The sequence below is a fragment of the Vreelandella halophila genome (assembly GCF_019903425.1).
Lineage (GTDB): Bacteria > Pseudomonadota > Gammaproteobacteria > Pseudomonadales > Oleiphilaceae > Halospina > Halospina halophila.
In genome coordinates this window covers 2,654,599-2,675,716 of record NZ_JACHUZ010000013.1, presented here as the reverse complement: position 1 = coordinate 2,675,716, position 21,118 = coordinate 2,654,599, and the positions used below count along the sequence as shown (strand labels likewise).

Genomic DNA, 21,118 nt, shown 5'->3' with positions numbered 1-21,118 from the left:
GTAGTGTGGGAGATCCCATGTGAGAGTAGGTCATCGTCAGGCCCCTACACCCAAAGCCCCGCCGGTACTCGCCGTGCGGGGCTTTTTTTTGTCTTTCCCGGCAGCCGTGATGTGCTTCACGGATTAATGAATGGTCACCTGGACCGGTCCCGCTGCATGATCAGGGTCACAGTACAGCCTGTATTGAGGGGCTAGATTGGCGACATGACAACTGCCACTCACCGTTCAGGCATGGGACTTCCAATGCGTATCAGGGAAAGCGTCATTGGTCTGCTGCTGATTGCTCCCGTCCCGGCGGTTTACGCCGAGATGGAGCCCATGAGCGATCAGGAGATGGGGGACGTTACCGGTCAGTCCATGCTGGCCCTGGATGTCACCGAGTCCGGGGATATGGACTTCACCCGCTATACCATGGGCCTGGAAGCCGATTTCCAGATGAACATGGAGGAACTGGCCGTCGGCGAGACCACCAATGGCACGGATATCGCCGTCGACAACCTTTCCTTCGGTCACATTGCGCGTCAGTCAGGGGAGCAGTTTGACGGCAGCACCTATGACGCCGGTGATATTGTTCCCTTTATTGGCCGCGATCCCTATCTGGAGCTTGCGGATAACCAGAACGGTGATGTTGTCGGTTTCCGGGTTGGCTTTACGGAATCCAGGGGGACGCTGTCCGGTGACATTGGCTCACTTACCGGACGGCTGGGTCTGGAGCTGGAAGATGGCAGTGGTAATATCCAGCAGGGGCAGCTTCTGGATGAGAATGGTGCTGCCACCAGTCAGCGAGCTACCCACTACGGCCTCGCAGACTCCGCGGACTGCAGTACCGGTGGTTCGGACTGTGCGGCCCTGAGTGCTTTCGAAACCCTGGAAATCGGCGAGTACGGTGGCGACGGGAGTCCTGCCGACTTCACCAATGACTTCTTCATTTCCTTCCAGAACGAGGCGGTGGAGTGGGACACCCCCGGTGCTGATGGGTCGGTTCAGGCTGATGCCGGTGTCTTCATGAATATCCCCACGGCCATGCGTGTTGAGCTTCAGGAGCTGACCAACGATGTGGTTTCGCCCCGTGCCCGTACCGAGTACATCGACCGTGGCGAAGGCCTGTTCTGAAGCCGCCATTCTGCCCTGGTGTGATCCGGTGTTATCCTGAGCGATTGCTGTACTGAGCAGGAGAAACCGGTTTGCAGTCCTTTTTCTGGCATGATTACGAGACCTTCGGTGCCGACCCGGTCCATGACCGCCCCGCGCAGTTTGCGGGTGTCCGCACGGACCCGGAACTGAACATCATCGGGGAACCCGTCACCCTGTATGCGCGGCCTGCCGAGGATTATGTACCTGATCCGGTGGCGACTCTGGTGACGGGCATTACGCCTCAGGACTGTCTCAACGAAGGCCTTCCGGAAGCGGGGTTCATTGAGCGGATCAATGAACTGTTCATGGAGCCGGGCACCTGTGCCGTGGGCTACAACAGCCTGCGTTTTGATGATGAGGTGACCCGTCACACCCTTTACCGCAACCTCCGTGATCCCTATGCCCGTGAGTGGAAGAACGGCAACTCCCGCTGGGACATCATCGACATGGTGCGGCTCGCCCATGCGGTGAGGCCCGAGGGCATGGAATGGCCGACTCACGAGGATGGTCGGCCGTCATTCCGCCTGGAGGATATCACCCGCGCCAACGGGATCGAGCACGGCGAGGCCCACGACGCCATGGCGGACGTGTACGCAACCATCGAGGTTGCCCGGCTCATCCGGGATCGTCAGCCGAAACTCTTCGACTATGTGCTGCAGCACCGCGACAAGCGCTCAGTGCTCTCCATGCTGGATACATCGAGCTGTAAGCCGGTATTGCATGTCTCGTCCATGTATCCGTCCGAACAGGGCTGTTGTGCCCTGGTGGCGCCAGTGGCCGCGCACCCGGTGAACCGCAACTCGGTGATCGTGTTCGATCTGAGGCATGATCCGCGGCAGCTTGAGGGATTGTCGCCGGAGCGGATCCGGGAGCAGCTGTTCAAGCCCTCTGCGGAACGCACGGATAGCGATGGGCCAAGGCCGGCTCTCAAGGAGATCCGCGCGAACACCTGCCCTGTGGTGGCGCCGGCCGCACTGCTGAAGGAACTGCCGGAAGAGCGCCTGCAGCGCTTCGGGCTTGACCGGGAGGCGCTGCGGGCGAACCTTGATGCACTCAGGGGGATGGATGGATTGGCTGAGTGCCTCAGGTCGGTCTATGGCGAAGCCCCTGAAAGCGGGGCCCGGGATCCGGATGAAGCGCTCTATTCAGGAGGCTTCATCGGGGATGCGGACCGGCGCCGTCTCGAGGAGATTGTGGAAACACCGCCAGGGGTTATGGGCGAGCTGGAACCGGCTTTTGACGATCCGCGCCTGGGGGAGCTGTTCTTCCGGTACCGCGCGCGCAACTACCCACAGAGCCTGAGTGCCGAGGAGCAGGAGCAGTGGGAACGGTTCCGTTACCAGCGCCTTATGGAGCCCGGGCCGGGGTGGCGCAGTCTGCCGGGCTTCTTTGAGGATCTGCAGCAGCGCATGGCCGACTCCTCCCTGAGCCGGCGTGATCAGCTGCTGCTGCAGGATCTCCAGTTCTATGGCGAGTCGCTTATTCCGTCTCTTTGACGGTTCTGGGGAAGCCACCATCGTATTCCAGGCTCTGGAGTGACTCGGCCTCCCGGGGCACATCCCGGTGGGCATTGATCACCAGGGCTCTGGGATCCTCCAGAACAGCATTCCGGTAGGTGGCCATCAGGGCCTCATGGTCTATGGCTTTCACGGCCTTGATGAGCCGTTCGCGGTTGTCAAAGTCGTGGTTCCCGCGGTCGATTTCCTGCCAGTAACGGTTGGCCACTTCGCTCAGGCGGGTGTCGTCCTGCGCCAGACGGCTGACCACGGCCTGCTTCTGGCGCTCGAGCGTTTCCGCGTCCAGGTCTGCCAGCCGTTTTTCCTGCTCCTTCAGAAAGGTGGTCACGCTTTCGTCGATGCGCTTGAAGCTGTGCTTGGGCGACTGGACGATGAAGCCTATCCCCGGTGCCTCCAGCATCGGGTAATAGGTGCCCTGGACGATATACCCCATCTGCTGGTTGGTGCGCAGTCTCTCGTAGAAAGGCGAGGACAGAAGCTGAGCGAGCAGGCGGAACCGGGCCTGGGAGGCATAATCGGAGTCCGCGCCCTGGATGTAACGCAGATACCCCTGGTCGGAATGGCGGACGCTGACATCCAGGGTCTGTTCTTCCTCGGCCAGTCGCCGGACGCTGGCACGGGGTACTTCCGTGGGGTCCACATCCTCCATGATCAGGCTCGAGACCCGGGAACGGGTGTTGAGCGCTGCCGCACGCGTCATGTTGCCGTGCACGAGCATGACCGGATCCAGGGCGCGGTAGAAGCTGTCGGTATGTGCCTCCAGATCTTCCGGGGCCAGTTCCCTGGCGGCCTCAAGCCGCGTGGCGTGGGGGAAAACGTTCTCAAGCAACTGTTCGTGGATGGCCCCGGAGGCGATCTCGTAGGGGCGGCGTTCGGCAGCGTTGGCGAGGTCATCCCGGATCTGCTGGAGCCGTGTGCGGATGTTCTCCGGGTCGAGTTCCGGGTGGCGCAGCCGCTCCAGGACCTCCCCCATGAGGCGCGGCAGTTTGTCGCTGTAACCGCTGAGCTTGACGGTAATGCCCCGGAGGTGGCTGTAGACCTGGTAATCCAGGCCCGCGATCCGGGCCGGATAGGCGAGGGCGTTGAGTTCGTCCCTGACGGTTTCGGCAAGCAGGCGTGTCAGCACCACATTGCGCGCGGAGCCTGTGGCCGCCGGGGAGCGCAGCGACAGGTAGACGTTGGCACGCGGTGCCTCGAACCGTGTGTCGCGGGCGTACCACAGTTCCAGTGGCCCATCGCCCATGGCACGGGGCCGGGGCATGTCATCCCCGGAGACCAGTGAGAGATCTTCCGGGATAAAGGGGTTGGGCTCAGGAAGTCCAAGCTGCGCGCTGCGCTCACTCCCGCCGACAAGCTGATCCGCTTCCAGATCCGTCAGCCGGTAGGGTGTGTCGTAATAGGGCGTGGTCTGCCAGTCATCCGTTTCCTCCACGGGAGCCAGTATGGACACCAGGGCGTTGTCAGGCTGCAGGTGGTTCATCAGTTCCCGGTACACGGAAGGCTCGTAGGTCTCGTAGAGCCAGGGTGCGATCACCACGTCGTCCGGTGCCACCCGGTGCAGTCGGCTTGCCAGGGAACTGGCCTCGTGGATCGGCTTGTCCCGTTCCCGGAAGCGCAGCTCAATGTCGTTGAGTTTCTGCTGTTCCTCGAAATACACCTGCCGGATGCCGTTCTCACGGATCAGGTCCAGGTAGTCAAACGTCAGGCGAACCACCTCACGCCACTGGTCGCGGCCTTCCGGCGTGAGTGACATGCTGATGTTCATCATGGCTTGGTCGCCGGTGTCCATGCTCTGGCCCGCGGACAGCTTGTCCACCAGACCGGCCTCCTTGAGGACGGCATGCAGGCTGCCCTTACCTTCGTGCCCAATCAGATGCGACAGGTAGGACAACGGCTTGTTGCGGTAGTCCTTTTCCGTGGAGGGGATCGGGAAGGTCAGCTGGAGCTGGCGTGTGTCCCGGATCGCGTCCACCTCCAGAAGCCGGGGCAGCTGGCCGCTTTCGAGAAAGGGCTGGGTATAGCGTGGCGCGCTGTGGCCGCGGTTGGCGACCGGCGAGAAGCGGGGAGCCACCATGGACTCCAGTTCGTCCAGCGACTGCGGGCCAATCACCACCAGCTCCATGAGGTTGGCGGAATAGTGCTGTTCGTAGAAGTCGACGGTGTCAGCGCGCAGTTCACCATCGTCATTGGAGAGTGTCTCCAGGTTGCCCACGGTGAAACCCGCCAGAGGGTGTCCCTCGGGGAATGTCTGCTTGAGGGCTGACCAGAAACGCCGCCCATCATTGCGCCGATGTGCCGAGAACTCGGAGTTGACCGCGTTTCGTTCACGCTCGATCAACTCCTTGGCAAAAGTCGGCACACGGAACTGTTCTGAGAAGCGGTCCAGGGCCGGCTCCAGGAACTGGGGCTCGACATTGAAGAAGTAGTTGGTGTCCAGGGCACTGGTGAAGGCGTTGTGCGAGCCGCCATGGCTGTTGATGAAGGACTTGTACTCACCCGGATCCGGGTATGTCTCGGTGCCCAGGAACAGCATGTGTTCCGTGAAGTGGGCCAGCCCGGCCCGGTCTTCCGGGTCGGCTCCAGCGCCGACATGCACGTCCAGCGCGGCGGCGGCTTTGTCGGCCCGCGGGTCGGAGACCATCAGGGCACCCAGGCCGTTCTCCAGTGTCAGGTAACGGTAGTCCGCGGTGGCACCGGGGCCGGTTTCCGGTGACATCCGCTGGGAGACATCAGCAGCCGCGGACTGCACGGTGAGGCCCAGGACGGCGCCCAGAGCAAGCCCTGCCAGTCGCGCGGCAGGGTGGAATCGGAATCGAGCGGTCATGGTCGGGCTCCTTGTCAGTGCAGGGGATCATCCTGATCGCGTTCGGTGGTGTCAGCAACCGCAGCTTCCGCCAGTTCCACCATCTGCTGTGCGCTCATGCCACCACTGGCGATCCGTTGTAGAATGGAGTGGTAGTCCCGCAGCTGCTGGCGGTAGGGTTCAAACTGTTCCTGGAAGGCTTCGTCGATGGCCTGATAGACCATCTGGATCTGTTCGGCGCGGTCACGCCCGTCATCAGCCGCCTGGTTGATGGCTTTGAGGCAGGCTCTGGCAATGGCAATGTAGGCGTCGTTCTGCTGGTCTTGCATGGTGGTGTCGGGTCGCTTGCTCATCGGGAAAGACAGGGTGTTGGATTCGACATTAATGCCAATCCGGACCATTTTCAAAGGAAACCGGCTGCTGTGGCAGCCAATTGTGTCACGTTATTGGGGGAGCATCGCTATGGCAGCACTTGAGGAGATGGTCAGCCGGGTGGAATCACTGGTTGCCGCGAAGGACTGGGCCTCTCTGGCAGCGCTTGATGAGGAGGTCCGCCAGTGTGTGGACGAGGCCGTTGCCGATGCCGAACGGCTCGGGCAGGAGCGGGTCAGGGCAGGCGTGGAACGGCTCCAGGCCCTCTACAACGAGGCCAGGGAAGCTTCCGAGAAGGAGCGCGATGAAGCGGCTGAAGCGCTGCGCTCCAACAACCGGACCCAGAAGGCGGCACAGGCCTATCTGGACAATCAGTAACCAGGGGACAACAGGATGTTTATAAAAACAGCGTCATAAAATTGACTCCGGCAGTCTCAGCGTCTTAAATACGTGACAATCCCATGACGAACTGTTCATGGAGCTGTCATAAACGCCTGGCCCGAGGCTGCTGGTCCGATGTCTGAGACTGCCACTGTATTTCTCGTTGTGGACGACGAACAGCGTCGACACGATCTCCGCCTGATCCTGGAATTCATCGGTGAGGAGGTGTTCGCCGCCGATCCCGAGCAATGGATCTCTAACCTTGAACAGACCGAGACGCTGGGCGCGGTGGTCGTCGATGGCGAAAGTGATGCCGCGGTCGGCCATCTCAATGAGCTGGCCGAGCGCCAGTCCGGCGTGCCTTTCCTGCAGATTAGCGAACACAGTCTGGAAGGGCTCAGCACAGAGGCGGAATCCCGCATCATCGCCCGCATCGCCTGGCCTCCGAACTATACCAAGTTTGTGGACTCACTCTACCGGGCCCAGGTGTACCGCGAGCAGTATGCCCGCAACGGGCAGCGGGCCCAGCAGCGCGAGGTGCAACTGTTCCGCAGCCTGGTGGGTACCAGCCGGCGTATCCAGCACGTGCGCGAGCTCATGTCCCAGGTGGCGGACAAGGAAGTAAGCGTCCTGATCACCGGCGAGTCGGGCACGGGCAAGGAAGTGGTGGCACGCAACCTTCATTACCATTCCCCCCGTCGGGACAAGCCCTTTGTCCCGGTCAACTGCGGCGCCATTCCCGGAGAGCTTCTTGAAAGTGAGCTCTTCGGACACGAGAAAGGGGCTTTCACCGGCGCCATCAGCTCCCGCGCCGGGCGCTTCGAGCTTGCCGAGGGTGGCACCCTCTTTCTGGATGAGATTGGTGACATGCCGCTCAGCATGCAGGTCAAGATCCTGCGCGTGCTGCAGGAACGCACCTATGAGCGGGTGGGCGGCAACCGCACCATCAAGACGGACGTGCGCGTGATCGCAGCCACCCACAAGAATCTCGAAACCATGATCGAGAACGGGGAGTTCCGTGAGGATCTGTATTACCGCCTCAACGTCTTCCCGCTGGAAATGCCGGCGCTGCGAGAGCGGGTGGAGGACATTCCGCTGCTCATCAATGAGCTTATTTCCCGCATGGAGAAAGAGAAACGTGGCTCCATCCGCCTCAACTCCGCCGCCATCATGAGCCTCTGCCGCCATGACTGGCCGGGTAATGTCCGGGAGCTGGCGAACCTGGTGGAGCGCCTGGCCATCATGCATCCCTATGGTGTGGTAGGAGTCCAGGAGCTGCCGCGCAAGTTCCGTTACGTGGATGATCTTGATGAGTCCCACGAAACCGAGGACTCTGGTATGCCTGCCGGAATTGAGGGCATCAATAACCTGGATGCCCCGGCGCTGCTGCCGGTCAACGGCCTGGACCTGAAGGATTATCTGTCCAATCTTGAAAAGACCCTGATTGAGCAGGCGCTCAACGAGACGGATGGCGTGGTTGCCAGGGCCGCCGAAAAGCTCCGGATCCGCCGTACCACGCTGGTGGAAAAGGTCAGGAAATACGGTCTCCGGGAAGAGACAGAGACCTGAGGCTGCGACAAAAATTTGGCTTCCTTTTTGGTGATGTTTTCACAAGAACCTGATCCATAAAGAAAAAGTCAGGATGGCATGAAACCTGCTGGCATCTGCCCGAACTGAACAGAACCCGCGCATGGGGCGCGGCGTCGGTACGGGAGAAGCCCATGAGCCAGCAGACCTCCGAGCGGAACGAAACCGCATCCCACGACAGTGCGGCCGCGGACGCCAATGATAAGGTGACCTCCCTTTTCGGTGCCCGGCAGGAGCCGGAGACCGGTCCGGTGGATGAGGCGCTGGAACTGTTCAACCAGATGTCGCGCCAGATCACGGATTCCTACCGGACTCTGGAGGAGCGGGTGAATGAGCTCGCGGGGCGTCTCAGCAGCGAGGAGCGCCGGCGCCGCGATGAGCTGGAAGAGCGCGAGAAGGTCGCCAACCGGCTCTCGACCCTTCTGGACGTGCTGCCGGCCGGCGTGGTGGTGCTGGACAGCCAGGGCGTCATCAGCCAGTGCAATCCGGCAGCCGTGGAACTACTGGACGAACCTCTGGAAGGCGAGCGCTGGGTGGATGTGATCCAGCGGGCCTTCGCGCCACGGCGCGATGACGGCCACGAAGTCTCTCTCAATGACGGCCGCCGGGTGAACATTGAGATCCGGTCCATGGATAACGAGCCTGGCCAGCTGATTCTGCTTACCGACCTGACCGAAACCCGCGAACTGCAGTCGCGCCTGGCGCGCTCCGAACGGCTTTCCTCCATGGGCCGTATGGTGGCGTCACTGGCGCATCAGATCCGTACGCCGCTGTCCGCTGCCATGCTCTATGCCGGCCATCTGTACGAAGAAGACCTGGATGCCGAGATGCGCGAGCGCTGTGCCGGCAAGCTGATGGCACGCCTGCAGCATCTGGAGCAACAGGTCCGGGACATGCTGATTTTCGCCCGGGGTGATATCCGGCTCGCGGAACAGCTGGGCATTGGCGAATGGATACAGGCGGTTGTCCAGAACGCTGAGACGCCCCTGCAGACACGCGGGGCCACGCTCACCACCCCGGGCCACTGGCCCGAAGGGACCATCGCCTGCAACCGCGAGGCCCTGGTCGGGGCCTGCCTGAACCTGATCAACAACAGCCTAGAGGCGGGCGCGAATGAGCTGGCGCTTGAGGTTTCCGGGCAGGATGGCGAGGTTCGTTTCTGCATCACGGACAACGGGCCGGGCCTCTCTGCGGAAGAGGCCGAGCGCGTGACCGAGGCCTTTGTGACCACCAAGTCCCACGGGACCGGCCTGGGGCTGGCGGTGGTCAAAGCGGTGGTTCAGGCCCACAAGGGGCGTTTTGAACTGGTATCGGATGGCCGTAGCGGCACCAGCGCCATCATCACGCTGCCGCTGGCCGCACCGCACAAAGGGTGATCCCGGGGAATCATCGGAGATATAGTCATGGCGAAACAGAAGATACTGATTGTTGAGGACGATGGGGAGCTCCGCGAGGCGCTGGTCACCACCCTGGAAGTGAAGCGTTACCGGGTCAGTGAGGCGGCCAGCGGCGAGGAAGCCCTGGAAAAACTGGCTTCGGCGCCGGTGGACCTGGTGATCAGTGACGTGCAGATGCCCGGCATGGACGGCATCAGTCTGCTCGCTGAGATCCAGCGCCATCATCCCGGTATTCCGGTACTGCTGATGACCGCCTATGGCCGCATCGAGCAGGCGGTTTCCGCCATGCAGGCCGGTGCCGTGGATTATCTGGCCAAGCCCTTTGAGCCACAGGTGCTTACGGACATTGTTTCCCGGGTTCTGGGCGGGCCTGCTGCAACCGGTGCCAACCGGGCCATTGCCGAGGATGCCGCCAGCCGACGGATGTTCCAGCTGGCGCGCAAGGTGGCCGCCACGGACTCCACTGTGCTGATTTGTGGCGAAAGTGGCACCGGCAAGGAGGTGCTGGCGCGTTACATCCATGACGAATCCAGCCGTGCCTCGCAGCCCTTCGTGGCCCTCAACTGCGCCGCCATTCCCGAGAACATGCTGGAGGCGATCCTTTTCGGCCACGAGAAGGGGGCCTTCACCGGGGCGCACCAGACGTCGCCGGGCAAGTTCGAACAGGCCAATGGCGGCACACTGCTTCTGGACGAGATCTCGGAAATGGAGATCGGCCTCCAGGCCAAGCTGCTGCGGGTATTGCAGGAGCGGGAAGTGGAGCGCGTCGGTGGCCGCCGCAGTATCCAGCTCGACGTGCGCGTGATCGCCACCACCAACCGCGATCTCCAGGAGGATGTGGCCGCTGGCCGTTTCCGTGAGGATCTCTACTACCGGCTGGGCGTGTTCCCCCTGCAGTGGCTGCCGCTGCGCGAGCGCCGCGACGACATCCTGCCGCTGGCGGACCATCTGCTGGAAAAGCATGCCCGGCAGATGCACATGACCGGGGTGACGCTGGACCCCAGTGCCCGCCGGATCATTTACCAGTATGACTGGCCGGGCAATGTGCGGGAGCTGGATAACGCCATCCAGCGGGCACTGATTCTGCAGCAGGGGCAGGTCATCACCGACCGGGACCTGAGTCTGGATCAGAGTATTACCGGCGCCGCACCGGCACCACGACCAGCCACTCCGGAAGCGGATATGGGCGAATCTGTCGAGGCCGGCCCGGAGGCCGGGGTGCCCGAATCCGAAGTCGGGGAGGCGGCCAGCGAGCCCCAGGATGCCTCCCTGGGGGATGACCTGCGCAAGCGTGAGTTCCGGATCATCCTGCAGACCCTGCGTGATGAGCGTGGCCGCCGCAAACAGGCGGCCGAACGGCTGGGTATCAGCCCCCGTACCCTGCGCTACAAGCTTGCCCAGATGCGGGACCATGGCATCAACCCTGAAGAGGAGCTGGCGTTCGTCTGACCTGCCTTCCTCCTGCCTGCCCGGGCTCCGGCCCGGGCTTTTTTGTGTCAAAATCACGTCGACCCACCCGTTGCCTCTGGTTTTCTTTTCAGGAGTGTCCCTGAATCAATTCCCAATTATCTGTAATGGAAAGGAAATTTCTTTCTGGCCCGGTGTTTGCTTTCACGTGCCCCAGATGACACTGCCCATGGCACAGGCCCGAACACCGGGAGAAGGACAATGGTTGAACGAGCTGATGTGAACTCCGTGCTGTCCGATATCCGCGCGTTGCGCGAACAGATGCAGCAGCGCCAGCAGATACAGCCCGACCAGCTGCGCCCGGAACAGATGCAGCCGGGCCAGAAACCCGGGGAGGCTCAGCAGGGGGAAGGGCCGAGCTTCATGGATACGCTCCAGGGCGCGGTCAATCACGTGAATGAGCTGCAGGAAACATCCTCGGACCTCAAGACCCGCTATACCCAGGGGGACCCGGATGTGGACATCACGCGTGTGATGGTGGAAAGCCAGAAAGCCTCGGTGGCCTTCGAGGCGACGGTCCAGGTGCGTAATCGCGTGGTACAGGCCTACGAAGACATCATGAACATGCCGATCTGATTCGGTTAACGGGATCCGCCCTGGGGCGGCGTGCGGTGACAGGAGCGCACAATGGCGAACGTACCGGCTGAAACGGAACAGACCAACCCGCCGGCCAGCAGTGGGGGAGGCGGGAGCGAAAGCGGTGCTTCCGGTGGTGGCAGCAACCTGCTGATGGGCGTCAATCGTTTGACACTGTTGCGCCAGGTGGGGCTTATCGTCGGTCTGGCCGCCAGTATTGCGCTGGCCGTGGCACTGGTGCTCTGGGCCCAGGGGACGGACTACAAGCCCCTGGTGGGCGACCTGAGCGAGTATGATCCTGCGGAACTCACCAATGTGCTGGACGGCGCTGGGGTGGATTACCGTATTGAGCACCGCAGTGGCGCCCTGCTGGTGGCTTCGGATGACATCCACGAAGCCCGTCTGGCGCTGGCCCGGGAAGGTGTAACCGAGGATCAGGGCATGGGCTTTGAGATCATCATGCAGGACCAGGGCCTGGGCACCTCCCAGTTCATGGAGAAGGCCCGCTTCCACCGCAGCCTGGAAGGCGAACTGGCCCGCACCATCAAGGCCATGGGGTCGGTGCGCAATTCTCGCGTGCATCTGGCCATCCCCGAGGATTCTGTCTTTGTCAGCGACAACCGCAACCCCTCCGCCTCGGTCATGGTGGATCTTGGTTCCGGCAGCCGCATGAATGAAACCCAGGTGCGTTCGGTCATCAATCTTGTTGCCGGCAGTGTGCCCCAGATGAGCCGCGATGACGTCACGGTCGTGGACCAGCGGGGCAACCACCTGTCCGCCAATGTGAACGACGAGGACGCCCAGGAGATGGCGCAGAAGTTCCAGATGCAGCGGCGCATGGAGGAACGGCTCAAGGAGCGGGTTGCCGGTATCCTGGCGCCGATCATGGGGCGTGACCGCTTCAACGCGGAAGTCTCGGTGGATATGGACTTCAAGGCGGTGGAGCAGGCCGAGGAGATCTTCAACCCCGAGCAGCAGGCGCTGCGCAGCGAACAGACCGTGGAGGAGATCAATCGCCAGGGCGAGGCCGGCGGCATTCCGGGTGCTCTCTCTAATCAGCCTCCCGGGGAAGCCGAAGCGCCGGAACAGGCCGGCGGTGAGGGCGAAGGCGAAGGGGGCGGCTCCCAGAGTTCTCGGACGTCCTCGACCCGCAACTACGAAGTGGACCGGCTGCTGAGCTTCACCCGCGAGGAGCCGGGTTCCGTCAACCGCATGAGCGTGGCGGTGGCCGTGGATGATCTCAGGCGCACCAACCCCGAGACCGGCGAGACCACCAGCGTTGAATGGCCCCAGGCGGAACTGGAGCGGCTCACGCGCCTGGTCCGGGATGCCGTGGGCTTCTCCGCCGCCCGGGGGGACAGCGTGACCGTGGTCAACACGGATTTCGCGGATCAGCCGGAGCCCGAGATTGAACCGGTACCCTTCTATGAGCAACCCTGGTTCCAGGAGAGCATCCGCCCGGTTATCGCGGGCCTGGTGATCATTGCGCTGGCTCTGCTGCTGGTCCGGCCCACCCTCAAGACGCTTGCTTCCGGTGGCGGCGGGGGCAGTGGTGATTCTGGGGACTCGGACCTTGAAGGGCTTGGTGGTCTGGACGATATTGAAGGCAGTGAATCGATCCGTTCGGCCATGGGCAGTGGCGATGATCGACTTTTGCCCGATACCGGTGAAAGCTATGATAGGGAGCTGAACGCAGTAAAAGGCCTGATTGCGGAAGACCCCGCACGGGTGGCCCAGGTAGTCCGTCAGTGGGTGAACGCGGATGAGTGAGGAAGAGAACACAGCCGGTCGTGCCCAGCCGTCGCGCAAACTGGGCCGCATTGAGCAGGCTGCGATACTGCTGATGACCCTCGGTGAGGAGGATGCGGCGCAGATCCTCAAGCACATGGGCCCCAAGGAGGTCCAGCGGGTGGGTATGGCCATGTCCCAGCTTCAGGACGTGCCCAAGAACGACGTGAACTATGTTGTGGGTGAGTTCTTCGAAGCGGTGGGCGGCCAGACCGGCCTGGGCGTGGGCGCGGATGACTACATCCGGTCCGTGCTCACCAACGCTCTGGGCGAGGAAAAGGCCGGGAGCCTTATTGACCGCATACTGATCGGCGGCAACACCACCGGCCTGGATACCCTCAAGTGGATGGAGCCCCGGGCGGTTGCGGACATCATCCGGTATGAACACCCCCAGATCCAGGCGATCGTCGTCTCCTATCTGGACCCTGACCAGTCCGCCGAGATTCTGGCCTCGCTGGATGACAAGGTGCGCCTGGATGTAATGATGCGCGTGGCCTCCCTGGAGTCCATCCAGCCGCAGGCGCTGCAGGAGCTCAACAACATCCTTGAGAAGCAGTTCTCGGGCGGTGCCGGTGGCCAGGCCAGCCGCATCGGTGGCATCCAGCGGGCTGCGGATATCATGAACTACATGGACCGCAGCATCGAGGGTCAGCTCATGGATTCGGTGAAGGACATGGATCCGGATCTGGGCAGCGAGATCGAAGACCTGATGTTTGTCTTCGACAACCTCAAGGACGTGGACGACCGGGGCATCCAGGCGCTGCTCCGCGAGGTTTCCTCGGACGTACTGGTGGTGGCGCTCAAGGGCGCGGAGGACGAAGTGAAGGAGAAGATCTTCAAGAATATGTCCAAGCGTGCCGGCGAACTGCTGAAGGACGACCTGGAGGCCAAGGGGCCGGTCAAGGTCTCCGAGGTGGAGGCGGCCCAGAAGGAAATCATCACCGTTGCCCGGCGCATGGCCGAAAGCGGCGACATTGTGCTGGGTGGTTCCGGCGAGGAAATGCTCTAGATGACCCGCCACTCGCATCGCGACCGGATTCCTTCCGGCGACCTCACGGCCTATGAGCGCTGGGAAATGCCGCTGCTGGACGAGAACGGGAAGCGGCGTGCGGGCGTTGAGGATGTGGAGCAGCAGGAAGTCCAGCCGCTGACCGCGGAGCAGCTGGAGGCCATCCACAACGAAGCGCGGGACGAGGGCTACAATGCCGGCTTCGAGGCCGGCAAGACCGAAGGCATGGACCAGGGAGCCCGCGAAGGCTACCGGGTTGGCTATGACGAGGGCCACGCCGTCGGCCGTGAAGCCGGTGAGCAGCAGGGTCTGGAGGAAGGCCGAGAGCGGGTGAGCCAGAATCAGGAGCGGCTGCGGCAGCTCATGGATGCCCTGGCTCATCCCCTGCGCCAGGAAGAGGAGGCCACCGAGGCGGCTGTCCTGAATCTGGTAATGGCCCTGAGCCGGTCCGTGATCCACCGGGAACTCCAGCTCGACAGCTCCCAGATTGGCAGCATCGTGCGCCGGGCCATACAGAGCCTGCCCGACAGCGACACTGACATGCGTATCCGCGTGCACCCGGACGACGCGGAAATGGTGCGCCAGGCGATTGACGGTGTCGCCGGTCACGCCACCGTGGCGCCGGATGAGCAGATTCTGCCGGGCGGCTGCATCGTTGCGAGCAGCCGCAGTCTGGTGGACTACACCGTGGAGAAACGCTTCCAGAAGCAGGTCCAGCGGATGCTCGAAGCCCAGCTCAGTGACGGTGGGGACGGTGATCACGGGGAGCTGGACGCGGTCATGGGCGAGATGAGCGATTACCACCGGGACGTGCTGGAATCAGGCGGTGAGCCTGAAGACGGGAACGGTGATGACGATGACACTCTCTGACCGCCTCGGTCGGTTTGCCCAGGCCCTCCCTGAAGACAGCGCCCCGGAGCTGAGCGGCCGGCTCACCCGCATGGTGGGGCTGACCCTGGAGTGCGTGGGCTGCCCCATGGAGGTGGGTGACCGCTGCCTGATCCAGGCCGAGGATGGTCGCCAGGTGGAAGCCGAGGTGGTCGGTTTCGAGAACGACCACCTGTACCTGATGCCTCTGACAGCCATCAGTGGCCTGCGGCCCGGCGCATTGGTCACGCCCATGGAAAGCGCCAGCCGTGTGCCCGTGGGAGAGGGGCTTCTGGGCCGCGTGGTGGACGGCGCCGGCGAGCCACTGGACGGCCATGGGCCACTGGAAGCCACGCACTACGTGCCCTTTACCGGAACCGTCATCAATCCGCTCAACCGCACCCCCATACGCCGGCGCATGGACGTTGGCATCAGGGCAATCAACGGGCTTCTGACCGTGGGCGAGGGCCAGCGCCTGGGGCTGTTTGCCGGTAGTGGTGTGGGCAAGTCCGTGTTGCTGGGTATGATGACCCGCTTCACCGAAGCGGACATCATCGTGGTTGGCCTAATCGGCGAACGGGGTCGCGAGGTCAAGGAATTCATCGAGGAGATTCTCGGCGACGAGGGCATAGCCCGGTCCGTGGTTGTGGCTTCCCCGGCGGACGATTCGCCGCTGATGCGGCTGCGTGCGGCCATGTTGACAACCCGTATCGCCGAGTACTTCCGGGATCGTGGTCGCAAGGTGCTGCTGCTGATGGATTCGCTCACCCGCTATGCCCAGGCGCAGCGGGAGATCGCGCTGGCAGTGGGTGAGCCGCCGGCGACCAAGGGCTATCCGCCATCCGTGTTCGCACGTATTCCGCAGCTGGTGGAGCGGGCCGGTAACGGTGAGCGCGACGGTGGCTCCATTACGGCCTTCTACACGGTGCTGACCGAAGGCGATGACCAGCAGGACCCGATTGCGGATGCGGCCCGTGCCATTCTGGACGGCCATATGGTGCTTTCCCGGGAGCTGGCGGAGGAAGGCCACTATCCGGCGATTGACGTGGAAGGGTCGGTGAGCCGGGTCATGCCCCACGTGGTGTCCGCGGACCATCTGCGCCAGGCGCAGCGCTTCAAGCAGCTGTATTCACGCTATCAGCAGTCCCGGGATCTCATCAGTGTCGGTGCCTACCAGAAGGGCGCGGATCCGGAGACGGATCTGGCTATCGACAAAATGCCGGAAATGCGTCAGTTTCTACAGCAGGGCCTTAATGAAAGTGCAGGCTTCACGGAAGCCTCACAGGCATTGGAGGCCATTGTTGGCGGGCAGGCGAACGGGAATGGCAATGCGGAAACAGGCACGCAGTAATGGGTGATTCATGAAGCGGCGTTCGCAGCGGCTGCAGGTGGTTCTCGATATGGAGGATCGGCAGGAGCAGGCGGCCCGGGAGCGGTTCCAGGCGGCGCAGCAGGCGCTGGCGGAGCAGCAGCAGCGGCTCGACGAGCTGGAACGCTACCATCAGGAATACCAGCACCAGATCCGCTCCGAGGCCTCCGGAACCACCTCGGCGGCCAGGCTCCAGGCCGGGCAGCAGTTCATCAGTCAGCTGGTGGCGGCCATTGCCCAGCAACAACAGCAGGTGGACCGCTACCAGGCCACGGCGGACGAGGCCCGGAAGCAGTGGCAGATCACGCGCCAGCGGCGTGAGGGCATGGCACGCTATATTGAAACCTGTCGTCGGCGTGAGGCCCGCGAGGATGAACGCCGGGAGCAGAAGGCGCTGGACGAGGCCGCCAACCAGCGTTTTGCCCGTGCAATGCAGCGTCAGGGATAGTGGCAACCGGTCACGTGACATCAGGGTATGTTGATCTATGCTCTGATGGATGACGTGGTCGTGCACGACAGGGGGAACAATGTCGATTACCACAGAGCGTTCCGGGGATGGCTCCGAGCTGACCATCCGGATCGAAGGGCGGTTTGATTTCAGCTCTCATCAGGCGTTCCGTCATGCGTACGAGGGCGAGGGACAGGGTATTTCCCGGTACGTGATCGACATGAGGGACACCACCTACCTGGACAGCTCGGCCCTGGGCATGCTTCTGCTGCTGCGGGATTATGCCGGTGGTGAAAAGGCCGATGTCCGGATTGTCAACTGCAACGGGGATGTGCGCCGTATCCTGACGGTTTCCAACTTCGAGCAGCTTTTCCAGATTGACGACTGACGCCGGTTCCACCACGCCGCTCCGGATACTGATCGCGGACGACAACCAGACGGATCGCATGATCCTCAATGCCATCCTGACCCGGCAGGGTCATGAGGTGATCATGGCGGAGGATGGTGCCCAGGCGGTTGACACCTTTGAGCGGCAGCAGCCGCAGATGGTTCTGCTGGATGTGCTCATGCCCAACATGGACGGGTTGGAAGCCGCACGGCGGATCAAGGCCGCGGCTGGCGAGGATCTGGTCCCCATCATTTTCCTGACCTCACTCAGTGATGCTGAATCGCTGGCATCTTGTCTCGAGGTCGGGGGTGACGACTTCCTCTCGAAACCCTATAACCGCGTGATCCTCCGGGCCAAGATCAGCGCCTTCCAGCGCATGCGGGACCTGCACCAGAGTCTCCAGCAGGAGCGCGACCGCACCGACCAGCGCAACCGCCAGATGATGCGCGAGCAGGCGCTGGCCCGCCGGGTGTTCGATAATATCGCTGACCGGGGCTGCCTGGGGGCGGACAACATCCGGTTCGAGGCCTCCCCCATGTCCATTTTCAATGGGGATGTGCTTTTCGCCTCGCCCAAGCCTTCCGGGGGCATGCACCTGTTCGTGGGGGACTTCACCGGCCACGGGCTGCCCGCGGCCATCGGCGCTCTGCCCATGTCCGAGATCTTCTACGGCATGACCGCCAAGGGCTTCGCCGTCAGCGATATCCTGCGGGAGATGAACCGCAAGCTCCGTAACATCCTGCCCACCGGCTTCTTCTGCTGTGCGGCAATGGTGGACCTCAACCTGCGGTCAGGCCATGCGGAAGTCTGGAACGGCGGCCTGCCCACGGCCTGGATACTGCGGCATGACGGCAGTCAGGACGAGCTGCGCTCGCGTCACCTGCCTCTCGGCATTCTCTCCGCTGAGCGCTTTTCCGCCGCCTGTGAGCGCCACAGCCTGGCGCTGGGCGAACACATGTTGCTGGCGACCGATGGGGTGATTGAAAGTTCCAGCGTGGACGGCACTATGTTCGGCGAAGAGCGGGCGGTGGCCGCGATTAACCAGCGTTCCGGGCCGCAAGGAGGTTTTGAATGCCTGCGCGAGGCTGTGCATCGTTTCGGGGAAGGGGTGGTCAGCGAGGATGACATCACCATCCTGGATGTGGCTATGGTTCCGGAGTCGGCGCTGAGCACCGTGGAACACGAAGTGCTTCCGGATACCGGAGCGGGCCCGGAACAGTGGCGGCTCCAGTATGACCTTGAGGACCGGACACTGGCCCAGTTCAATCCGATACCGCTGCTGCTGCACGTCTGTATGGACGTGCCCGGCCTGCGCCTGTGCAGTGGCGATGTATACACCATCATCGCCGAGCTGTTCACCAATGCCCTTGAACACGGTGTGCTGCGCCTGCCCTCGGGGCTCAAGGATTCACCCAGTGGCTTCTCGCGCTATTACAGCGAGCGCGAGCGGCTTCTGGGCCAGCTCGACAGAGGCTGGGTCTCCATCGGCCTCGCCCACCAGCCCCATGATGACGGGGCCGGGGGTACCCTGCTGGTAACCGTTGCCGACAGCGGGCCCGGCTTCGACCCCGGTGAGACCGCATCCTCGCTGGATCATGAGCGACTCTCGGGGCGCGGTATCGCGCTTGTGCAGACGCTTTGCCATGACGTACGCTGGAACCATACCGGCAACTGCGTGGAAGCGGAATACATCTGGCGTGCCGGGTAGATTCCTGGCAGAAGCTGATTACGGTAGCCGCAATGAGTGAACACCAGCACATTGACCATGATGCGCTCGCGGAGCTGCGGGATGTCATGGAGGATGAATTCGTCATCCTTGTGAATACCTTCCTTCAGGATGCGGATGATCGCCTGGAGCAGCTGCGCGCGGGTGCGGCGTCGGAGGATGCCGAAGAGGTCCGGAAAATGGCGCACAGCTTCAAGGGCAGCTGCATCAACATAGGGGCACCGGAGTTGGCCGATCGCTGCAGGACTGCGGAGCAGCGTGGTCGTGATGGCGATCTCTCCGATATTGATGCCTGCATCAGTGCGATTGAGGCGGAGCTGGGTGCAGTCCGCCAGGCACTGGCGCATTTCCGGAATCAATAGGACCCCGGATTTTCTAATCTGGCCCCTAAATTGCTTGCATGGCGTTAAGTCTTGAACTGATCCATTCAGGAGGCAAGGTTCTGCCATGCAAATGCCCGATATTCTCTCCGATACCGCGTCTGTTTCCGGTCGTTCCGGTAATGGTGCCGATGGCAAAGGGGCCGATGGTTCCGCTTTCGGCGAACTTCATCGTGACCTCATGGGCAGCGGCGGCAGTGAGGGCCTGAAGCCCGGCGACGTACTGCGCAATGCGGAAGGCAATGTCGTGGGCCGTATTGTGAAGGGCGACGGTGGCGACCTGCGTTTGGCGCTCGAGGGGCGCGAGGGTGAAGGTATTCCTCTGGATAAACTGTCGTCCCTCCTGGAGGAGCAGGAGGGCAGCGGGTTGGAGGCATTGCAGGCGCTTTTCTCGGGCGGGCTGGACATCAGTGCTGAGTCCGGGGGCGAGGCGGACTGGCTGCAGCAGCTTGAGAACCTGAGCAGCGGCGAGCAGCAGGGTGTCCTTGCAGCACTTGCTGGGGTCAATGGCCTGCAGGGCGGTATCCAGGGTGATCTTCAGAAGGCGCTGCAGGGTAACAGTGGATCATCCCCGGGTAATGGGGGAGGCAATGCGTTGCCGCTGGGCGAGCTCCTGGGGCAGGGAACCGGTGCGACCGGTAACGGTGATGGCGGCAGTGCCCGCAACAGTACCAGCAATTTTCTGCAGAACCTGCTTTCCGGTATGGCATTGAATGGCCAGAACGCACAGAGCAGTGATTCAGGCAGCACCGATCTGCGTTTTGAGGGCCTGCGTCTGGTAGCGGTTGAGAACAGTGGCGGCCAGGAATCAGGAAGCCGCAGCAGTGAGGCAGCGGGGCTGACACAGCAGACCTTCCCCCGTTCCGAGGCCTCCCGTGACGCCACTCTGCGCCAGTACACCACAACCGTGGAAACGCCGGTACAACAGCAGAAACAGTGGAGTGAGCAGGTCGCTGGCAAGATCGCCTGGCTGGCCGGGCGCAGCATCCAGTCCGCGGACATTCAGCTGAATCCGCCGGATATGGGGCCGATCGAGGTCCGTGTCTCGGTCCAGAACGATCAGGCCCAGGTGACCGTCAATGCGCAGAACAGCCAGGTACGGGAGATGCTGGAACTCAACAGCAGCCGCCTGCGGGAAATGCTTGAACAGGAAGGGCTCAATCTGGCTGACTTCGATGTTTCTGGCGAGGCCGCGGGTGGTGATGGTGACGAAGGCGCTGAAGGGGGATCCGGTGAGGGCGACGGCTCCGGCTTGGCCAGCGGTGCGGGCGAAGCTGTTGTCACAGGGGAATCCACCATCACCCTGGACGACGGCATTGATACCTATGCGTAAGGCCGGGGCTGGCCCTGACCCGATCCGGTCAACTATATTGATGGCACACGAATTGCTGCCGCTGGGCAGCTGTCACTGAGCGACGGGAATACGGCATGGCCGGGAACGGTAAAGGCGGCAAGCTTAAAACCATCATCATCGCAGTACTGGCTGTGATTCTTGCGATAGGTCTGTCGGTAGCCGGCACCTTCTGGTTTCTGGGTAAATCCAGCTTCGGAGGTGGCAGCGGCGACGGCCAGCAGGAGCAGAAAGAAGTCCATAAGCCCGCCAGCTATTTCGAGCTGGAGGACCCGCTGGTGGTATCCGTGAGCGGAGGCCAGCAGCGTTATCTGCAGCTGCATCTGGCCTTTGTTATGCGCGGGGATGATGTGTCGGCTGCGCTTGAACGCCACCGCGCCACGGTGCGCAGCCGGCTCAGGGGCCTGCTGCAGGAGCAGTCGTTTGAACAGCTGCGGACCCGCGAGGGCAAGCAGTCACTCCTTGAGGATATGCGCGATGCTGTGAACGCGGTGCTTGAGGCTGAGAACGCGTCCTCGATTGAGCGGGTACTGTTCACCAACTTTGTCATGCAGTGAC

19 protein-coding genes are annotated in these 21,118 nt (G+C 62.5%); 17 read left to right on the top strand and 2 right to left on the bottom strand.

All coding sequences use genetic code 11. From position 1 onward, the window contains the following. Positions 1-243: 243 nt before the first annotated feature. Entirely contained in the window at positions 244-1,113 is an 870-nt protein-coding gene (locus tag H4I92_RS16760; RefSeq protein WP_077531654.1) for a DUF6160 family protein, read from the top strand. Between the two features lie 71 nt (positions 1,114-1,184). Then, positions 1,185-2,630 carry an exodeoxyribonuclease I gene (gene sbcB, locus H4I92_RS16755; RefSeq protein WP_077531653.1) on the top strand — a complete coding sequence of 482 codons (1,446 nt, stop codon included), beginning with the start codon at positions 1,185-1,187 and terminating at the stop codon, positions 2,628-2,630. Here sbcB and H4I92_RS16750 read toward each other — a convergent pair. Next, positions 2,614-5,475, bottom strand: a complete 2,862-nt coding sequence (locus H4I92_RS16750) for an insulinase family protein (protein WP_077531652.1) — start codon at positions 5,473-5,475, stop codon at positions 2,614-2,616. The genes sbcB and H4I92_RS16750 overlap by 17 nt on opposite strands. Before the next feature lie 14 nt (positions 5,476-5,489). After that, positions 5,490-5,807, bottom strand: a complete 318-nt coding sequence (locus H4I92_RS16745; RefSeq protein ID WP_218668245.1) for a hypothetical protein — start codon at positions 5,805-5,807, stop codon at positions 5,490-5,492. A 109-nt stretch (positions 5,808-5,916) separates the two neighbouring features. Between H4I92_RS16745 and fliT the strand changes: the two genes are divergently transcribed. The 15 genes from fliT to H4I92_RS16670 all read left to right on the top strand — a co-directional run bounded on the left by fliT (position 5,917) and on the right by H4I92_RS16670 (position 21,117). After that, positions 5,917-6,204 carry a flagellar protein FliT gene (fliT, locus tag H4I92_RS16740; protein ID WP_080506807.1) on the top strand — a complete coding sequence of 96 codons (288 nt, stop codon included), beginning with the start codon at positions 5,917-5,919 and terminating at the stop codon, positions 6,202-6,204. Between the two features lie 138 nt (positions 6,205-6,342). After that, positions 6,343-7,776, top strand: coding sequence for a sigma-54 dependent transcriptional regulator (locus H4I92_RS16735; RefSeq protein ID WP_077531649.1), 1,434 nt, complete (start codon positions 6,343-6,345; stop codon positions 7,774-7,776). A gap of 152 nt (positions 7,777-7,928) precedes the next feature. Next, on the top strand, positions 7,929-9,170 hold the full coding sequence (locus H4I92_RS16730) for a sensor histidine kinase (RefSeq protein WP_077531648.1): 1,242 nt from the start codon (positions 7,929-7,931) through the stop codon (positions 9,168-9,170). 27 nt (positions 9,171-9,197) lie between these two features. Continuing rightward, positions 9,198-10,640 carry a sigma-54-dependent transcriptional regulator gene (locus tag H4I92_RS16725; RefSeq protein WP_077531647.1) on the top strand — a complete coding sequence of 481 codons (1,443 nt, stop codon included), beginning with the start codon at positions 9,198-9,200 and terminating at the stop codon, positions 10,638-10,640. Between the two features lie 219 nt (positions 10,641-10,859). Then, a complete protein-coding gene (gene fliE / locus H4I92_RS16720) occupies positions 10,860-11,234 on the top strand; it encodes a flagellar hook-basal body complex protein FliE (RefSeq protein ID WP_077531646.1) in 375 nt (124 codons plus the stop codon). Positions 11,235-11,285: 51 nt separating this feature from the next. Next, positions 11,286-13,004: a flagellar basal-body MS-ring/collar protein FliF gene (gene fliF, locus H4I92_RS16715; protein WP_077531645.1), complete on the top strand. Its 1,719-nt coding sequence runs from the start codon at positions 11,286-11,288 to the stop codon at positions 13,002-13,004. Next, positions 12,997-14,031 carry a flagellar motor switch protein FliG gene (gene fliG / locus H4I92_RS16710; protein WP_077531644.1) on the top strand — a complete coding sequence of 345 codons (1,035 nt, stop codon included), beginning with the start codon at positions 12,997-12,999 and terminating at the stop codon, positions 14,029-14,031. The genes fliF and fliG overlap by 8 nt, the downstream gene beginning before the upstream one ends. Further along, a complete protein-coding gene (locus H4I92_RS16705) occupies positions 14,032-14,901 on the top strand; it encodes a flagellar assembly protein FliH (protein WP_077531643.1) in 870 nt (289 codons plus the stop codon). Further along, positions 14,888-16,249, top strand: a complete 1,362-nt coding sequence (gene fliI / locus H4I92_RS16700) for a flagellar protein export ATPase FliI (protein WP_218668244.1) — start codon at positions 14,888-14,890, stop codon at positions 16,247-16,249. The genes H4I92_RS16705 and fliI overlap by 14 nt, the downstream gene beginning before the upstream one ends. Before the next feature lie 10 nt (positions 16,250-16,259). Beyond that, positions 16,260-16,715, top strand: coding sequence for a flagellar export protein FliJ (gene fliJ, locus H4I92_RS16695; RefSeq protein ID WP_077531641.1), 456 nt, complete (start codon positions 16,260-16,262; stop codon positions 16,713-16,715). Between the two features lie 79 nt (positions 16,716-16,794). After that, positions 16,795-17,103, top strand: a complete 309-nt coding sequence (locus H4I92_RS16690; RefSeq protein ID WP_077531640.1) for an STAS domain-containing protein — start codon at positions 16,795-16,797, stop codon at positions 17,101-17,103. Continuing rightward, positions 17,093-18,811 (top strand): fused response regulator/phosphatase, encoded by a 1,719-nt coding sequence (locus H4I92_RS16685; protein ID WP_077531639.1) that lies wholly within the window; start codon positions 17,093-17,095, stop codon positions 18,809-18,811. The genes H4I92_RS16690 and H4I92_RS16685 overlap by 11 nt, the downstream gene beginning before the upstream one ends. A 32-nt stretch (positions 18,812-18,843) precedes the next feature. Next, on the top strand, positions 18,844-19,191 hold the full coding sequence (locus H4I92_RS16680; protein WP_077531638.1) for an Hpt domain-containing protein: 348 nt from the start codon (positions 18,844-18,846) through the stop codon (positions 19,189-19,191). 85 nt (positions 19,192-19,276) lie between these two features. Next, positions 19,277-20,542 (top strand): flagellar hook-length control protein FliK, encoded by a 1,266-nt coding sequence (locus H4I92_RS16675; RefSeq protein WP_077531637.1) that lies wholly within the window; start codon positions 19,277-19,279, stop codon positions 20,540-20,542. 95 nt (positions 20,543-20,637) lie between these two features. Then, a complete protein-coding gene (locus H4I92_RS16670) occupies positions 20,638-21,117 on the top strand; it encodes a flagellar basal body-associated FliL family protein (protein WP_077531636.1) in 480 nt (159 codons plus the stop codon). Position 21,118: the final 1 nt, after the last annotated feature.